16 protein-coding genes are annotated in these 14,299 nt (G+C 73.5%); 15 read left to right on the top strand and 1 reads right to left on the bottom strand.

Translation table 11 applies throughout. From position 1 onward, the window contains the following. The first annotated feature begins 191 nt into the window (after nt 1-191). The 6 genes from greA to VFW71_13900 all read left to right on the top strand — a co-directional run bounded on the left by greA (nt 192) and on the right by VFW71_13900 (nt 3,400). A complete protein-coding gene (gene greA / locus VFW71_13925; GenBank protein HEU5003855.1) occupies nt 192-674 on the top strand; it encodes a transcription elongation factor GreA in 483 nt (160 codons plus the stop codon). Next, a complete protein-coding gene (locus VFW71_13920; GenBank protein HEU5003854.1) occupies nt 671-1,354 on the top strand; it encodes a phosphoribosylanthranilate isomerase in 684 nt (227 codons plus the stop codon). The genes greA and VFW71_13920 overlap by 4 nt, the downstream gene beginning before the upstream one ends. After that, entirely contained in the window at nt 1,351-1,845 is a 495-nt protein-coding gene (locus VFW71_13915) for a nitroreductase family deazaflavin-dependent oxidoreductase (GenBank protein HEU5003853.1), read from the top strand. Before VFW71_13920 ends, VFW71_13915 begins: the two co-directional genes overlap by 4 nt. 9 nt (nt 1,846-1,854) lie before the next feature. Then, entirely contained in the window at nt 1,855-2,193 is a 339-nt protein-coding gene (locus tag VFW71_13910; GenBank protein HEU5003852.1) for a DUF4190 domain-containing protein, read from the top strand. A gap of 188 nt (nt 2,194-2,381) precedes the next feature. Then, nucleotides 2,382-3,152: a BTAD domain-containing putative transcriptional regulator gene (locus VFW71_13905; GenBank protein HEU5003851.1), complete on the top strand. Its 771-nt coding sequence runs from the start codon at nt 2,382-2,384 to the stop codon at nt 3,150-3,152. A 26-nt stretch (nt 3,153-3,178) separates the two neighbouring features. After that, entirely contained in the window at nt 3,179-3,400 is a 222-nt protein-coding gene (locus tag VFW71_13900) for a hypothetical protein (protein ID HEU5003850.1), read from the top strand. Between the two features lie 142 nt (nt 3,401-3,542). On the opposite strand, the gene VFW71_13895 is transcribed toward VFW71_13900, so the two are convergent. Further along, complete coding sequence (locus VFW71_13895; protein HEU5003849.1) at nt 3,543-5,696, bottom strand: DUF4157 domain-containing protein; 2,154 nt, start codon at nt 5,694-5,696, stop codon at nt 3,543-3,545. A gap of 192 nt (nt 5,697-5,888) precedes the next feature. Here VFW71_13895 and VFW71_13890 point away from each other — a divergent pair, with 192 nt between their 5' ends. Genes VFW71_13890 through VFW71_13850 form a run of 9 tightly spaced genes read left to right on the top strand, consistent with a single transcriptional unit; the run spans nt 5,889 to nt 14,299 of the window. Continuing rightward, nucleotides 5,889-7,832: a phage tail sheath C-terminal domain-containing protein gene (locus VFW71_13890; GenBank protein ID HEU5003848.1), complete on the top strand. Its 1,944-nt coding sequence runs from the start codon at nt 5,889-5,891 to the stop codon at nt 7,830-7,832. Nucleotides 7,833-7,856: 24 nt separating this feature from the next. Then, complete coding sequence (locus tag VFW71_13885) at nt 7,857-8,387, top strand: phage tail protein (GenBank protein HEU5003847.1); 531 nt, start codon at nt 7,857-7,859, stop codon at nt 8,385-8,387. 2 nt (nt 8,388-8,389) lie between these two features. Beyond that, the gene (locus tag VFW71_13880; protein ID HEU5003846.1) at nt 8,390-9,109 is read left to right on the top strand and encodes a hypothetical protein; all 720 of its coding nucleotides are present in this window, start codon (nt 8,390-8,392) and stop codon (nt 9,107-9,109) included. After that, entirely contained in the window at nt 9,106-9,771 is a 666-nt protein-coding gene (locus tag VFW71_13875; GenBank protein ID HEU5003845.1) for a hypothetical protein, read from the top strand. Before VFW71_13880 ends, VFW71_13875 begins: the two co-directional genes overlap by 4 nt. After that, on the top strand, nt 9,768-11,018 hold the full coding sequence (locus tag VFW71_13870) for a DUF4255 domain-containing protein (GenBank protein ID HEU5003844.1): 1,251 nt from the start codon (nt 9,768-9,770) through the stop codon (nt 11,016-11,018). The genes VFW71_13875 and VFW71_13870 overlap by 4 nt, the downstream gene beginning before the upstream one ends. Further along, complete coding sequence (locus VFW71_13865; protein HEU5003843.1) at nt 11,015-12,997, top strand: ATP-binding protein; 1,983 nt, start codon at nt 11,015-11,017, stop codon at nt 12,995-12,997. Before VFW71_13870 ends, VFW71_13865 begins: the two co-directional genes overlap by 4 nt. After that, on the top strand, nt 12,994-13,302 hold the full coding sequence (locus VFW71_13860) for a hypothetical protein (GenBank protein HEU5003842.1): 309 nt from the start codon (nt 12,994-12,996) through the stop codon (nt 13,300-13,302). The genes VFW71_13865 and VFW71_13860 overlap by 4 nt, the downstream gene beginning before the upstream one ends. Continuing rightward, nucleotides 13,302-13,937 carry a hypothetical protein gene (locus VFW71_13855; protein HEU5003841.1) on the top strand — a complete coding sequence of 212 codons (636 nt, stop codon included), beginning with the start codon at nt 13,302-13,304 and terminating at the stop codon, nt 13,935-13,937. Before VFW71_13860 ends, VFW71_13855 begins: the two co-directional genes overlap by 1 nt. Further along, complete coding sequence (locus VFW71_13850) at nt 13,937-14,299, top strand: LysM domain-containing protein (protein HEU5003840.1); 363 nt, start codon at nt 13,937-13,939, stop codon at nt 14,297-14,299. Before VFW71_13855 ends, VFW71_13850 begins: the two co-directional genes overlap by 1 nt.

Raw genomic sequence — 14,299 nt, 5'->3', positions numbered from 1 at the left:
ACGCCCAGGCCCTGGCCATTGACACCCAGGTCCGGGGATAGCTGGACCCCGCCCCGCCACCGCTGACGGCGAGGATCCGCACGCCGTCAGGGCGGCCACGAGGCAGGCGGCCAGCACGGCGAGGCGCATCTGCCCCGGAGCCCGCCTACAACGGAGACATTCCTTCCGCCGACTCGTGCTAAAAAGAGCGGATGAGCGTGCCGTCTGAGGCGATGGTCGTCAGCCCCGAGACCCTGCAGCGCTGGGAGACCGAGCTCCTCCAGCTCACCAGCGACGGCCGGGCCGCCATGAGCGTGCGGCTCCAGCGCGCCCGGGAGTTCGGCGACCTCCGGGAGAACGCCGACTACGACGCCGCCCGGGACGAGCAGGCCCTGATGGAGGCCCGCATCCGCCAGCTGCAGCACATGATCAAACACGCCATCGTCCAGGAGGCCCCCACCGGCACCGACGCCGCCGGCCCGGGGCTCATCGTGAGCATCCAGGAGGAGGGCGAGGACGTCGAGGAGTACCTCCTGGCGTCCACTCCCGAGGAGCGGGTGGCCGGCCTGCGGACCATCACGTCGTCCTCGCCGCTCGGGGCTGCGCTGCTGGGCAAGAAGGTGGGCGACACCGCCGAGGTACAGGCCCCGGGGGGGCACTTCTCCGTCCAGGTCATGGGGCTGCGGCCACGCTGACCTCCAGCCCCGGAGCCACGTTCGTCAAGATCTGCGGCATCACGCGCCCCGAGGACGCCCAGGCGGCGGTGCGGGCCGGGGCCAACGCCCTCGGCTTCGTCTTGGCTGCCAGCCCGCGGCGCATCGACCTGCCGGCGGCGGCTGCCATCGCCCGTCACGTCCATCCCTCCGTGGCCACGGTGGGGGTGTTCGTCGACGCGACCGCCGCCGAGGTGCTGGATGCCATCGAGGCCGTCTGCCTGCAGGGCGTCCAGCTCCACGGCGACGTCCCGGATGGCCTGGTGGCCGAGGTCCGGGCGGCCCGGCCGCACGCCTTCATCGTGCAGGCGGTGCGGGTCGATCCCGGGGGCGCCGGCCACCCGCTGGCCATGGCCGAGGGCATCGACGCCGTGATGGTGGACTCCAAGGACCCCCGGCATCCCACCGAGCGCCACGGGCCGGTCCCGGCCAGGTGGCTCGCTGCGTGGATGGCCGGCCCCCGCCCGGAGCGGGTCATCGTCGCCGGGGGCCTGACGCCGTCGACCGTCGGGGATCTGGTCCGGGAGGTCCGGCCCTGGGGGGTGGACGTCTCCGGCGGTGTCGAGGGGGCACCCGGGGTGAAGGACCCCGCCCTGGTGCGGGCCTTCCTCCATGCGGTCCGGGCGGCCGACGCGGTGCTGCCGGTGGAGGCGCCGGGGTGACCGGGCCGCTCAGCCGCCCCAGTATCGACGTGCTCCGGCCCAGGGTCCAGCGCTCGGTGCAGTGGGTCGCCGGGCGGAGCCTCAACAAGGCGGCGGTGGGCATGTTGCGCCTCGGCCTGCCGTTCCCGCCCTACGGCCCGGAGAGCGCCCTGGTGATGGAGACCTTCGGGCGGAAGTCGGGGCGCCGCCGGCTCACGCCGATGGGGTGCCTGAAGGTGGCGGAGGACCGGCTGCTGGTCGTGGCCGAGCACGGCCGCCACGCCGACTGGGTGCGCAATGCCCGGGCGGCGGGACACGTGCGGATCTGGCTCGCCGGGCGGTCGTACCAGGGCCGGGTACGGGTGCTGGCCGACGGGGACCCGGGAGCCGTGCTGGAGCGCATGGGGAACAAGGTCCACACGCTGTCAGTCCTGGCGATGGCCCATGAGCCGAAGGTGATTGAGATCACGCTCGACCGGCCGGCTTCCGAGCAGCCTTCGGACGCCCAGTAGACTGCCGGTATGGCTCGGAAGCAGGAAGAAATCCCGGAGGAGGCCAGCGTGGCCCTCGACCCGGACGACCCGCGCTATCACCCCGGTGCCAGCCTCGAGCATGATGCGCCCCGGCCCGGCCTCAGCTGGTCGGCGCTGGGAGCGGTCGGCTGCGGCATCGCCAACTTCGTCATCTTGTACCCGGTGGGGGCTATCCTGGCGCTGATCCTGGGCTACGCGGCGAAGCGGAGCATCCTGCGCTCCGGCGGCGTGCAGACCGGGCTGAAGGTGGCCTGGCTGGGGATCCTGATCGGCTGGGTGGGCCTCGCAGTGAACATCTACACGTTCATCGCCTACAACATCCACTGACACCGGCGCCCGGCCCACCCCGCGGTCTGCCTTCATCAGGGATCCGTAGAGGCGCACGCCGCTCGCCCGAGCACCCCTCAAAACGGTTCAAATGGTGGTGCTAGCACCCTTTTTTTGGAAGGCCGCCTCGTGGCAGGCTCGGACCTGCGGAACCTGGCAAGCCGGTGCCTCGGGCGGAGGGCGGGCTCATGCGGACGATGGACCAACTACGCGGCGACCGTGTCGCCGCACCCGGCACCGCGCCGGCCCGCATCACGGTGCGCCTCCTGGGCTGCTTCGAGGTGAGGGTGGGCGCCGACGCGGTCGGGCTGCCGGCGTCCGCCCAGCGGGTGGTCGCCTACCTCGCCCTGCACCGCGATCCGGTCTCCCGGGTCCAGGTCGCGGGCACCCTGTGGGCGGAGAGCGCCGAGGAGCGGGCCGGTGCCAGCCTGCGCTCGGCCCTGTGGCGGCTGGGCCTCCCGGGGTGCGCTCTTGTGCGGGCGACGCCCCAGACCCTGGCGCTGGCCCCGGACGCCGCCGTCGACCTCCACCTCGCCATCTGTCGGGCCCACCGCCTGATCGGCTGGGACGAGGCGGATGCCCGCCCGGGCGACCCGGCCGAGGAGCGGCGCAACTGGCAGGCCCTCTCGGGGCAGCTGCTCCCCGGGTGGTACGACGAGTGGGCCATCATCGAGCGGGAGCGCTTCAACCAGCTCCGCCTCCATGCCCTGGAAGCGCTGTGCCGCTCGCTCACGGCCCAGGGGCGCTTCGGCCCAGCCGTCGAGGCGGGTCACGCCGCCGTGGCGGCAGATCCCCTGCGGGAGAGCGCCCACCGCGTGCTGGCCCAGGCCTTCCTGGCCGAGGGCAACCGCAGCGACGCACTGCACCAGTTCCGGCTCTACCACACCCTGTGCCGGGAGGAGCTGGGCTGCGACCCCTCGGCGCAGTTCGCCGGTCTGGTGGGCCTGCCCGCCACGTGACGCGGCGGTGACGGGGCGGGGTCAGGGTGACCAATGTGTTCCCGGACCCCGATCTCCGGACCGGCTTGATCATCATCCGGCTGTGGCAGGGCCGCGAGATGCCTGCGGGGCTGCGCGCCCGGCTGACCGTGAAGCTCAACGTGGACTCCGAGGCCGAGGAAACCGCGGCGGCGTCCTCGATGGAGGCCCTCCTGGCCGAGGTGCGGCGCTGGGCGGCGGCGTTCCTCGCCGCTGGCGACCCCCCCTGAGCCGCGAGCCAGGGCAGCCCAACCAATCCATTTCCTCCCGGGACGCTTTTTTGTGCATGAATAAACAGGATAATCCTGCTCAGAGCGGCACAAAAGCTAAGGGCGAACTGCCCGGCGTGCGGCGTGGGCGAATTTGCCGGCCCTACGGCTTCTTCTTCGTCGCGGCCGCCGTGAGCACCGGTACCCACCAGCGCTGGGTGTCGGGGTGGCTGAGGAAGCGGTCGACGAGGTCCACCGGCGCCTGCTTCGCTTTGGGTGGCGCCCCGGGCGCCCAGGCCGCCAGCATCGCCCTGCCGATCTCGGTGTCCGCCGCCGAGGCCAGGGCGGCAGCCGCGGCGTGCAGGGGGTGGTCGGGGTCGTCCTTGGCGATCTGCGAGTGGGTGGGTAGCGGGACCCCCTTCGCCCGGGCCTCGGGAATGGTCTTCTTGGCGTTGGCCTTGATCTGCGACCCCGCAATGGCCTGCACCGCCTTGTCGATGGCGTAGAGGACCGGGGCGCCCAGGAGCAGCACAGCCGCGGCGTGGTCGAACAGGAACGACGCGGTGGCCGCCAGGGCAAGCGGGAGCCCGACCAGCCCGGCCACGCCGCCGGCGACGCCACCCACGGCCTCGCCGACCTTCCCGCCGGTCTCGAACCCCGACCGGGCGCCGCTCGCCGCCCCGCGCGCCGCCCCGCCGAAGAGCCCGCGCAGGGCGCCGCCCAGCTTGCCGAAGAACCCGTGCCCGGATGTGAAGCCCGCCACCGCCCCGCCGGCCGCGCCGCCGAGCAGCCCGCCGAGGGCCCCGACTGCACCCCCCAGGACCCGCCCGACCCACTTGCCGGCGAAGCCGCCGGCTGCCTTGCCGGCGCCCCAGGCACCCTCGACGGCTGCCTTCGCCAGCACCAGGGGCAGCTTCCAGTGGTAGCGGATCCAGAGCCCGCGCAGGAAGATCTTCGTCAGCTCGCCGCTGCGCAGCTCGGTCTTGATGACCTCCCAGCGGCCGACGACGTCGCCCGCTCCTTCGATCGACGTGCCGGTGACGATCTGGGGCCGCCCGAAGGGGTCTGTGCCGACCTTCGCCGGATCGACCCCCGGGTAGTGGTGGGTCGCCTCCACCAGGCGGTTGCCCGCCGGCAGGGCCTTGGTGGCCACCAGCGAGGCCAGGGCCACCTCGGCGAAATTCGAGTGGGCAAAGTAGTCCTCCACCTGGTGCAGGGCGTTGCCCAGCGCTCGCATCCCGGCCTCAGTGCGGCCCTTGGCCACCGCCTCGGCGATCTTCTCCTTGGCGTGCTCCTTTGCCCGCTCGATGTAGACCGGCAGCCCGGAGGCCGCCGCCCGCGCCTGCAGCGTCTTCAGGAGCCCGGGCTCCTTGTCGAAGAAGGCTCCCTGCCCGGCGGCGAGTGGATCCGTGGAGTGCGACAGCTGCTTGACCATGTCGGCGTGGTGGGGGGCAGTGGGGTTCTCGGCGCTCGTCCCTCCCGCCGGGTTGTCCACGTGCTCGCTCGGGAGGTAGCGGCCGATCTCAGCGTCGGTGGGGGCCCGCCCGAATTCGCCGGTGGCCAGGATGCGGATCAGCTCGAAGATCGCCTGCTGGCCCTCGGGCTGGTCGGCATGGAGGAGCTGGGAGAAGTCCCGGAGCCAGTTGCCGTAGTAGGTGAGCTTCGCCTCGTCCTTGGTGAACCCGGCGGCCTCCAGAGCCGGCTCCTCGATGCCGCCGTGCCCCTCGTCCCCGGCCAGGAATCGCTGCACCACAAGGGGTCCGGACCGGGGGGCACCAGCCACCGGCACCGCCGGGCGCCGGCTGGGCGTGGCCGAGGTCACCTCGGTGGCGATGCGCTCGGCGGCCTGCTCGGTGGGATGGGCCGGGTGCGTGGCCCAGACGGTGCCGGGCCCGGGGCCGGCATCGACCTGCCCGGTGCGCTGCTGCACGACGTGGGCCAGCTCGTGGGCCAGGAGCCGCTCGCCGGCGAGGGTCCCGGGGGCGTACGTGCCCGAGGCGAACACGATGTGCTCGCCAGCGGTGTACGCCCGGGCGTTGAGGGCGCGGGCGCTGCGTGCCCCGGCCGGGTCGGCGTGGACCCGGACCCGGCTGAAGTCGTGGCCGAAACGGGCCTCCATGGCACTGCGGGCCGCGGGATCGAGCGGCTGGCCCCCGGCGGCGAGGACGCCGCGGACGCCGGTCTCCAGGTCCGCAGATGCCCCGTCCTCGGAAGCGAGATCGGCCCCGCCGGCAAACGCACGCTGGAGCGTGAGCTTCGCCGCCGGCCGGCGCGCGGGAGCGGCCTCGGGCGGCGAGGTGGTGCGGGCGCGCTCCATGCCGGCCTCGAGTCAAGCGAGGCCCCGTCACGGCCGCGTCACCGTGCCGGGGAGGCGCTCGGGCCCCCGCCCACGTCCCGGCCAAGCCCGCCACCCGTGACGCGGCGGTGATGGCGGCGTGACGGGGAGGGCCTAGCGTCGCTCCATCGCACAGGCGGCGCCGGCACCGGCGCCCAGGCCAGGAGGGACCGCATGCCCGTTGCCCCAACCTATCCGGGGGTCTATGTCGAGGAGCTGCCGAGCGGGGTCCACACCATCACGGGCGTGTCCACCGCGGTGACGGCCGTCGTCGGCTACTTCCCCCAGGGCCCGATGGACACGGCCACCCGGGTCCAGAGCGTGGCCGACCTCGAGCGCAGCTTCGGCCCCCTCGTCGCCGCCAGTGAGGCCGGCTACACGCTCCGGCAGTTCTTCGCCAACGGGGGGGGCGACGCCTGGGTGGTCCGGGTGGCGGGGGGGTCACCTAAGCCGGCCGCCATCGCGGTCATGGACAAGCCGGGAGGCGCCGCGGTCCTCACCGCCACCGCGGCGAGCGCCGGGCTCTGGGGGGCGAATCTCCGCCTCGCCATCGACTACGCCACCACCGACCCCACGACGCTGTTCAACCTGACGGTGATGCTGGTGGACACCAGCACCCCGCCACAGGTCGTCGCCACCGAGATCTACCGCAACCTCAACCTCACCGCCAACGACCCGGCCAACGCGGTGACGGTGGTCAACGCCTCCTCGTCGCTCATCAAGCTGGCGACGGCGGGCTCCGGCCTGCCGGCGGCGACGGGGACGGTGAGCTCGGCAGACATCAAGGGGGTGGACCTCACCACCCTGGGGGGCGCGTCCATGAAAGTCGCCCTGGGCGCCACCCTGATCGGCTCGGTGACGCTCGCCACGGCGCCGGCCAGCCTGGCAGCGCTGGCGGCGTCGCTGCAGTCGCAGATCCGGGCACTCCCCGCGGCGAGCGGCGTGTCGCTGCCCAGCGCCACCGTCAGCGTGGTCGGGAGCGCCTCGACCCAGCAGTTCCTCCAGGTCCTGGCCGGTACCGGCAACCCGGCGGACATCGTGGAGTTGAGCGACGTCCTGGCCGGCGACCTCAAGCTCGACGACGCCGCCCACACCAACGTCGCGCGCTACGCCCTGGGGGCCACCGCGGCGGCGGGGGCCCAGGCCCTGCCGGGCGGGACGGCCGCCCCGGGCAACGACGGGTCCCAGCCCGACGCCACCTCCCTCATCGGCGATCCCGGCACGCACTCCGGGATGCACGCCCTGGACCTGGTGGACATCTTCAACCTGCTCTGCCTCCCGGACACCATGAACCGGCCCGACACCGAGGCCGCGGCGGTGATCTCGGCGGCCGAGACCTACTGCCAGAGCCGGTCGGCCTTCCTGATCGTGGACGTGCCGCAGAGCGCGGCGGGCACCGCCGGGGCCGCCGACCGCGATGCCCTCGGTGGCATCGAGGCGTGGATCGACCAGAACGCCACCCTGCGCTCCACCTATGCGGCCCTGTACTACCCGCGCCCGAACATCCCCGACCCGCTCAACGGCTACCGCCTCCGGGCGGTCGCCTCCTCCGGCACCATCGCCGGGCTCTACGCCCGCACCGACGCCGCCCGCGGGGTCTGGAAGGCGCCGGCGGGGACGGAGGCGCTGCTGACCAATGTCGTCTCGCTGGCCACCAAGCTCACCGACGCCGAGAACGGGGTCCTGAACCCGGTGGCGGTGAACTGCCTGCGCAGCTTCCCGGTCTACGGCAACGTCTGCTGGGGGGCACGCACGCTGATGGGGGCGGACCAGGAGACCTCGGACTGGAAGTACATCCCGGTGCGGCGCACGGCGCTCTACATCGAGTCCAGCCTGTACTACGGCACCCAGTGGGTGGTCTTCGAGCCCAACGACGAGCCCCTCTGGGCGCAGATCCGCCTGAACGTCGGCGCCTTCATGCGGGGTCTGTTCCAGCAGGGGGCGTTCCAGGGCTCCACCCCCGCCAAGGCCTACTTCGTCAAGTGCGATGGCGAGACCACCACCCAGACCGACATCAACCTGGGCCGGGTCAACATCGTCGTGGGATTCGCGCCGCTCAAGCCGGCGGAATTCGTCGTCATCCAGATCCAGCAGATCGCCGGCCAGATCCCCACCTAGAGGCGCGACCCAAAGGAGCCATCCATGACCGAGTTCACCGTCAACACGACACGCTACGACCCCTACAAGAACTTCAAGTTCCGGCTGAAGTGGGACGGCAAGTACGTCGCCGGGGTCAGCAAGTGCTCGATGCTGAAGCGGACCACCGAGGTGGTCAAGCACCGGGAGGGCGGCGACCCCAGCACCACCCGGAAGTCGCCGGGCCGCACCGAGTACGACGCCATTACGCTCGAGCGGGGGGTCACCCACGACACCGACTTCGAGGTCTGGGCGGACAAGGTCTGGAGCCTGGGGGCAGGCTTCGGCTCTGAGGTGTCCCTCAAGGACTTCCGTAAGGACATCATCCTCGATGTCTTCAACGAGGCTGGGCAGAAGGCGATCTCCTACAAGATCTACCGCTGCTGGCCCTCGGAATACCAGGCGCTGCCCGACTTCGACGCCAACGCCAACGCCGTGGCCATCCAGCACCTCAAGCTGGAGTGCGAGGGCTGGGAGCGCGACTTGTCGGTGACCGAGCCCACCGAGCCCACCCTCGCCGTCCCGGTCACCCAGTAGCGATGGCTGTTGCCCCCCCGACCGCCGAGGCGGTTGTGGCCATCTGGGAGCGGGGCCGGGACGAGCACCCGGTGGACCGGGCACTCACCGTCCTGGCCGGGTGCTGCGGTGCCCCGCGGGCCGAGCTGGCCGGTTGGCCCCTGGAGCGCCGGGACGCCGCCCTGGCCGCCTACCGGGCCAGCCTCTTCGGCCCCCGCTGGGATGGGTACGCGGCCTGCCCGGCGTGCGGCTGCGGGGTGGACGTGGCGCTGGCCCTCCCGGAGCACCGTACAGGGGAGGCCCGCGTCGACGGCGACGTCGAGGCCGAGGAGGGTTTTGCGGTCGAGGTGGACGCCCGGTGCTTCGCCGTGCGCCTGCCCACCAGCCGCGATCTGGCGGCGGCTGCCGCCTGCGCCAGCATCGAGCAGGCCCGCGCGGTCCTGGTGCGCGGCTGCGCCGGCGCCGGAGAGCCCGGCGAGGCCCTGCTGGAAGCCCTGGAGGCCGAGCTGGACCGGCGGGCGGAGCTGTCCGCCGGGGTCGTGGCGCTCACCTGCCCGGACTGCGCCGAGGCCTGGTCGCTGGAGATGGACGTTGCCGCCTTCTTCTGGCGGGAGCTCGAGGTGCTGGCCGGGCGCCTCCTGCGGGAGGTCGATGCCCTCGCCCGGCGCTACGGCTGGAGCGAGGCGGAGATCCTGGCGCTCAGCCCGGCACGCCGGGGGTTCTACCTGGAGCTGGCGTCGTGAGGACCGGCTACCTGGACGCCCTCGCAGCCCGGACCCTCGGCACGGCGCCCCTCCTGTTGCCGGCGACGCTCTCCCGGTTCGAACCCGATGGCCCGGGCGCCTTGGCGTTCGGGGAAGCCGAGACCATGGCCGAGGCCCCGGCGGTGCCCGAGCCGGGCCGGCCCCCGGTGGCGGGGCAGGCCCCCCGCACGCCGGAGCCGTCCGAAGCGCTGCGCTCCCCGGCACGCTGGCCGGCGACCCCCCGGCGCGTGCCGCCGGCAGCGGATCTTCCTGCCCAGTACCGGGCGCCCGCGGCCCAGAGCGCCGGCGAGCCTGTCGCCAACGACGGAGCCGGGGCGTGGCCCCCGCCGGGATGGCCCGACGAGCGCCTGCCGCGGCCCGCTGCGCCCTGGACGCGGACGGTGCCGGCATCGACGGCCCCGGTTCCCGCCCCGCCGCCCGGCTCCCCGGGGGCTCCCGCCGAAGCCGGGCAGACCGCGCATCCGGCACCTGGCCACCAAGGCGATCCACCGCCCGTCGTCGTGCGGATCGGCCGGGTCGAGGTGCGGGCGGTGCATGCTGCGCCGCCGCCGGTCGGCGTGCTCCCTGCCCGGCAGGCCCCCACCGCCGGGCCGTCGCTGGCCGACCACCTCCTGGCCCGGGAACGGGGCCTCCGGCGGTGAGCACGGCGCTGGCCATCGCCGCCACCACGAGGGTGATGAGCGCGGTCATCGACCAGACCATCCAGGCGGCGGGCATCGCCGGGGTCCTGGGGGCGCCGCCCTACCTGACCACGCGCCCGCCCGACCAGCTGGAGACCGGGGCCAGCGAGGCCGGCCAGCTCGCCCTGTTCTTGTACCACGTGACCCACAATCCGGGCTGGCGCGAGGTGGGGCTGCCGTCACGCACCGCGGCGGGCGACAGCACCGACCGGCCGCCACTGGCCCTCGACCTGCACTACCTGCTCATCGCCTACGGCGAGGCCGAGTACGTGCCCCAACTCCTGCTCGGCCTCGGCATGCAGGCCCTGCACGAGACCCCCTTCCTCTACCGCCAGCAGATCACCAACGTCTTCAGCGCGCCCGGGCTCACGACGCTGGACCAGGCCATGGCCACGGCGGACCTCGCCGACCAGGTGGAGATGATCAAGATCACGCCCGAGCCGCTCACCACCGAGGACCTCTCCAAGCTCTGGACGGCCTTCGGCGGCAAGTTCCGCCCCTCGGCCGGGTACCAGGCCACCGTTGTCCTCATCCAGAGCACCGCCCCGGTGCCGTCCGCGCTGCCGGTCCAGACCCGGAACCTGGTGGTCATCCCCCTGCAGCGCCCGGTGGTCGACGCCGTGGCGCCGCTGTTCGTGCCCTGGTCGCCTACCGCCAAGCTGACGCTCACGGGCTCCAACCTGGCGGGCGACACGGTGTCCGTGGTCTTCGACGCCGCGCCCGCCGCCCCCCAGGTGCCCACCCCGCTCGCCCCAGGCGGGAGTTCGGTCTCCGTGCCCCTGCCCGCCGGACTCCCAGCCGGGATCAACACGCTCCGGGCGGTCCAGCAGGTGGTGGTGGTGCAGTCCGAGCCCGCCCGCACCATCGTGGACTCCAACGTCGCCCTGTTCTACCTGCAGCCGGTGATCCGCCAGAGCCCGCCCGGGACCTACCTGGTGTCACCCGGGGCCGGGGGCACGGTCAAGGTGCAGCTCGATCCGGCGCTCGCCAGCACCCAGAAGGTCCAGCTCCTGCTGAACGAGGTGGCGCCGCCCGCGGGCCAATCCCCGCTGTCGTTCACCTTCGATGCCGTGCCGGCGCAGATCGCCGGCAACTCGGCGACCTTCACCACCTTCACCACCCGGCCGGGGGCGTACTGGGTCCGGGTCCGGGTGGATGGCGCCGAGAGCGTGCCTGACCCGGCCAACCCCCCCCAGGTGACCCTGTGAGAGCGCCGAACAGCGAGACCTGGCTGGCGGCGAACCAGCGCGGCCTCATGGCCGAGGTGGCCTGGATCCGCCAGCGGCTTGACGGCCAAGTGGGCGAGGGCCCGGCCGGCACCTCCGCGGCCCTCGACCTGGTGTGCGAGCAGTTCGGGCTGACGCACTTCGAGCGCGCAATCCTGGTGCTCACCGCGGCGGTGGAGCTGGACGGGTCCTTCGGGGAGGCGCTGGCCCGGGCGCAGGGCGACGCCGCCCGCCCGGTTCCGACCTTCGGTTTGGCCCTGGCCGCGCTGGCCGAGCCCCACTGGAGCGCGCTGGCGCCCTGGGGGGCGCTGCGCCACTGGCGCTTGGTGGAGCTGGGGCCCGGGTCGCTGACCACAGCCGCCCTCCGGATCGACGAATGGCTGCTCCACGCGCTCGTGGGGGCCGGGGGCCTCGACCCCCGCCTGGCGCCGTCCCTCCGGTTGTTGGAACCCGGGACCCCGTTGCCCAGCGCCAAGGGTGCGGTCGACGCGCTGTGCGCGGCGTGGCTGCCTGACAGCGGAGCCGCAGGCGGAGCGCCAGAAAAGACCGGAGCCGGAGGGCCAGGAGCCACCGGAGCCGGAGGCCTTCCTCCCCGCCTCGCCTGCCTGTGCGGCCGCCTCGAGGCCAGCCGGGCGGTGTTCGCCCAGGCGTGCGCCCGGCTCGGGTGGGACGCCTACGCCTTGGCCACCGCCGACGTGCCCCCGGGTGCCGGCGAGCGCGAGGAGCTCGTGCGGCTCTGGGAACGGGAGGCGCTGCTCCGCCCGGCGGCCCTGCTGGTGGAGGCTGGGGATGCCCCATCCCGGGCGGCGACCGAGAGCTTCCTCGCCCGCCTCACCGTCCCGGCCGCGGTCAGCGGGGGCGACGCCACCGTTGGCGGGGGGCGCCCGGTGGCGGTCATCGACGCCCCGGCAGCCACGGCCACCGAACAGCGGGCACTCTGGGGTGCGGCGCTGGCCGGCGACGCCGCCTTCGCTTCGTTGAACGGGGCCCTGGACCGGGTGGTGGCGCACTTCGACCTCGACCCCTGCCGGATCGAGGCGGCGGCCGGCCGGGCGCTCGGGGCCCAGCCTGGAAACGGGCGCGGCAGCGAGGCCGGGGACGACCCGGCGCAGCGGGTGTGGGCCGCCTGCCGGCGGAGCGCCCGGGGCGGGCTCGACGACCTCGCCGAGCGCCTGGAGACCACTGCCTGCTTCGACGACCTGGTGCTGGCCGCCGAGCAGCTGGACCTGCTGCAGGACATCGCCGCCCAGGCCCGCCACCGCACCCAGGTCTACGAGCAGTGGGGAATGGCCGGCCCCTCCCAGCGCGGCCTCGGGATCAACGCCCTGTTCGCCGGCCCGAGCGGCACCGGCAAGACGTTGGCCGCCGAGGTGCTGGCGAACACGCTGGAGCTCGACTTGTACCGGATCGATCTCAGCCAGGTGGTGAGCAAGTACATCGGCGAGACCGAGAAGAACCTGCGCCGCATCTTTTCGGCCGCCCGGGGGAGCGGGGCGGTCCTGCTCTTCGACGAGGCCGATGCCCTGTTCGGCAAGCGCAGCGAGGTGCGCGACAGCCACGACCGCTACGCCAATGTGGAGATCAGCTACCTGCTGCAGGCGATGGAGTCGTACCGGGGCCTGGCGCTCCTCACCACCAACATGCGCCAGGCGCTGGACCAGGCATTCCTGCGCCGCCTCCGCTTCGTGGTCAGCTTCCCGTTCCCGGGACCCGCCGAGCGGGGCCGCATCTGGGCCCGGGCGTTCCCGGTGCAGACCCCGACCCAGGGCCTGGACCTCGACCGGCTGGCCCGGCTGTCGGTGGCCGGGGGCACCATCCGCTCCATCGCCCTGCAGGCGGCCTTCCGGGCGGCGGCCACCGGCGTGCCGGTGGGGATGGGCGAGGTGCTGCACGCCACGGTGGCCGAGTACGCCAAGCTGGAGCGCCCGCTCAGCGAAGCGGAGATCGGGGGCTGGCGATGAGCGGCCCGCACCCCCCGGTCCAGGTGGAGATCGGCGAGCTGGTCCTGCACGGCTTCCCGGCCTCCAGCGCCGGCGCCGTGTCCGAGGCCCTGGGCGCCGAGCTGGCCGCAGCCCTGGCCGGCTGGCGGCCCCCGGTACGGGCGGCAGCCGGCGATCTGGACGGCGGCACGATCCGCGTCGCACACGACGCGTCGCCCGCGTCGGTGGGGCGGGCCGCGGCGCAGGCCATCCGCCGGGCACTCCCCACCGCCGGCCCCCAGGGACGCCCGTCGGCACCAACGGCAATCCGTGAAGGGCGGCGCTGATGCCCCTCCTCAAGGGCGGCATCGTGCTGGTGGACTACGCCACCGGGGCGGTGCGCCGGGTGATCCCGTTGCAGTACAACCCCGAGACCCTCACGCGCACGCTGCAGGTGCAGGGCATCGGCCCCGAGAGCGGGCCGCACGTGGACCAGATGCGCCTCAAGGGACCGCCCATCGAGACCTTCAAACTGGAGGCCTCGCTGGACGCCACCGACCAGCTGGACGCGGGCGACGCGCTGGCCACGGCGTCGGGCATCCAGCCCCAGCTGGCGGCTCTGGAGACGGTGATCTACCCCACCAGCACCCAACTCCAGCAGGCCAACGCCCGGGCACAGGCGGGGACCCTGGAGATCGTCCCGATGGACGCCCCGCTCACGCTGTTCGTGTGGAGCAAGGAGCGCATCGTGCCGGTGAAGATCACCGAGTTCTCGGTCACCGAGGAGATGTTCGACTCCCGGCTCAACCCGATCCGGGCGAAGGTCAGCCTGGGGCTGCGGGTGCTGACCATCGACGACATCGACTTCTCGTCGGTGGCGGGGAGCATCTACCTCACCTACCAGCAGCGCAAGGAGAAGCTGGCGGCCAGCGCCCCGGCGGGATCGCTGTCCGCCTTCGGGATCACCGGGGTGATGTCCTGATGGACCTGCTCCAGCAGCTCTTGGCGGCGGGGGCGGTCACCCAGCAGGCCTTCGGCCCGGAGAGCCGCTATGTGGGCCTGCCCATCCGCACGCTGGCCGCCCCGGACGGCACGCCGGTCAGCTACGTCTCCCGGCGCTTCATCGCGGCCCCCGGAGCCTTCGCTGTCCTGCAGCGCTACCGGGTGCGGGAGGGCGACCGGGTGGACGTGGTTGCCGCCACCCTGGTGGGCAACCCGCTGTCCTACTGGCAGCTGTGCGACGCCAACCTGGCCCTGGAGCCCAGTGACCTGACCGGGGTGCCGGGCGCCTTCATCGTCGTCACGCTGCCCGCCGGGGTCCCCGGCGCGCCGGCCGGGGGCTGA

Source organism: Actinomycetota bacterium, from assembly GCA_035765775.1.
Lineage (GTDB): Bacteria > Actinomycetota > CADDZG01 > JAHWKV01 > JAOPZY01 > DASTWV01.
Note: the sequence above shows the minus strand (reverse complement) of the source record. Positions and strands in the feature narration are given on the sequence as shown.

Bases quoted from the DNA above. Each gene is read 5' to 3' on its own strand.
- greA (HEU5003855.1), top strand. From the start codon at position 192: ATGAGCGTGCCGTCTGAGGCGATGGTCGTCAGCCCCGAGACCCTGCAG.
- VFW71_13880 (HEU5003846.1), top strand. From the start codon at position 8,390: ATGGCTGTTGCCCCCCCGACCGCCGAGGCGGTTGTGGCCATCTGGGAG.
- VFW71_13860 (HEU5003842.1), top strand. From the start codon at position 12,994: ATGAGCGGCCCGCACCCCCCGGTCCAGGTGGAGATCGGCGAGCTGGTC.
- VFW71_13885 (HEU5003847.1), top strand. From the start codon at position 7,857: ATGACCGAGTTCACCGTCAACACGACACGCTACGACCCCTACAAGAAC.
- VFW71_13910 (HEU5003852.1), top strand. From the start codon at position 1,855: ATGGCTCGGAAGCAGGAAGAAATCCCGGAGGAGGCCAGCGTGGCCCTC.
- VFW71_13890 (HEU5003848.1), top strand. From the start codon at position 5,889: ATGCCCGTTGCCCCAACCTATCCGGGGGTCTATGTCGAGGAGCTGCCG.
- VFW71_13895 (HEU5003849.1), bottom strand. From the start codon at position 5,696: ATGGAGCGCGCCCGCACCACCTCGCCGCCCGAGGCCGCTCCCGCGCGC.
- VFW71_13850 (HEU5003840.1), top strand. From the start codon at position 13,937: ATGGACCTGCTCCAGCAGCTCTTGGCGGCGGGGGCGGTCACCCAGCAG.
- VFW71_13905 (HEU5003851.1), top strand. From the start codon at position 2,382: ATGCGGACGATGGACCAACTACGCGGCGACCGTGTCGCCGCACCCGGC.
- VFW71_13855 (HEU5003841.1), top strand. From the start codon at position 13,302: ATGCCCCTCCTCAAGGGCGGCATCGTGCTGGTGGACTACGCCACCGGG.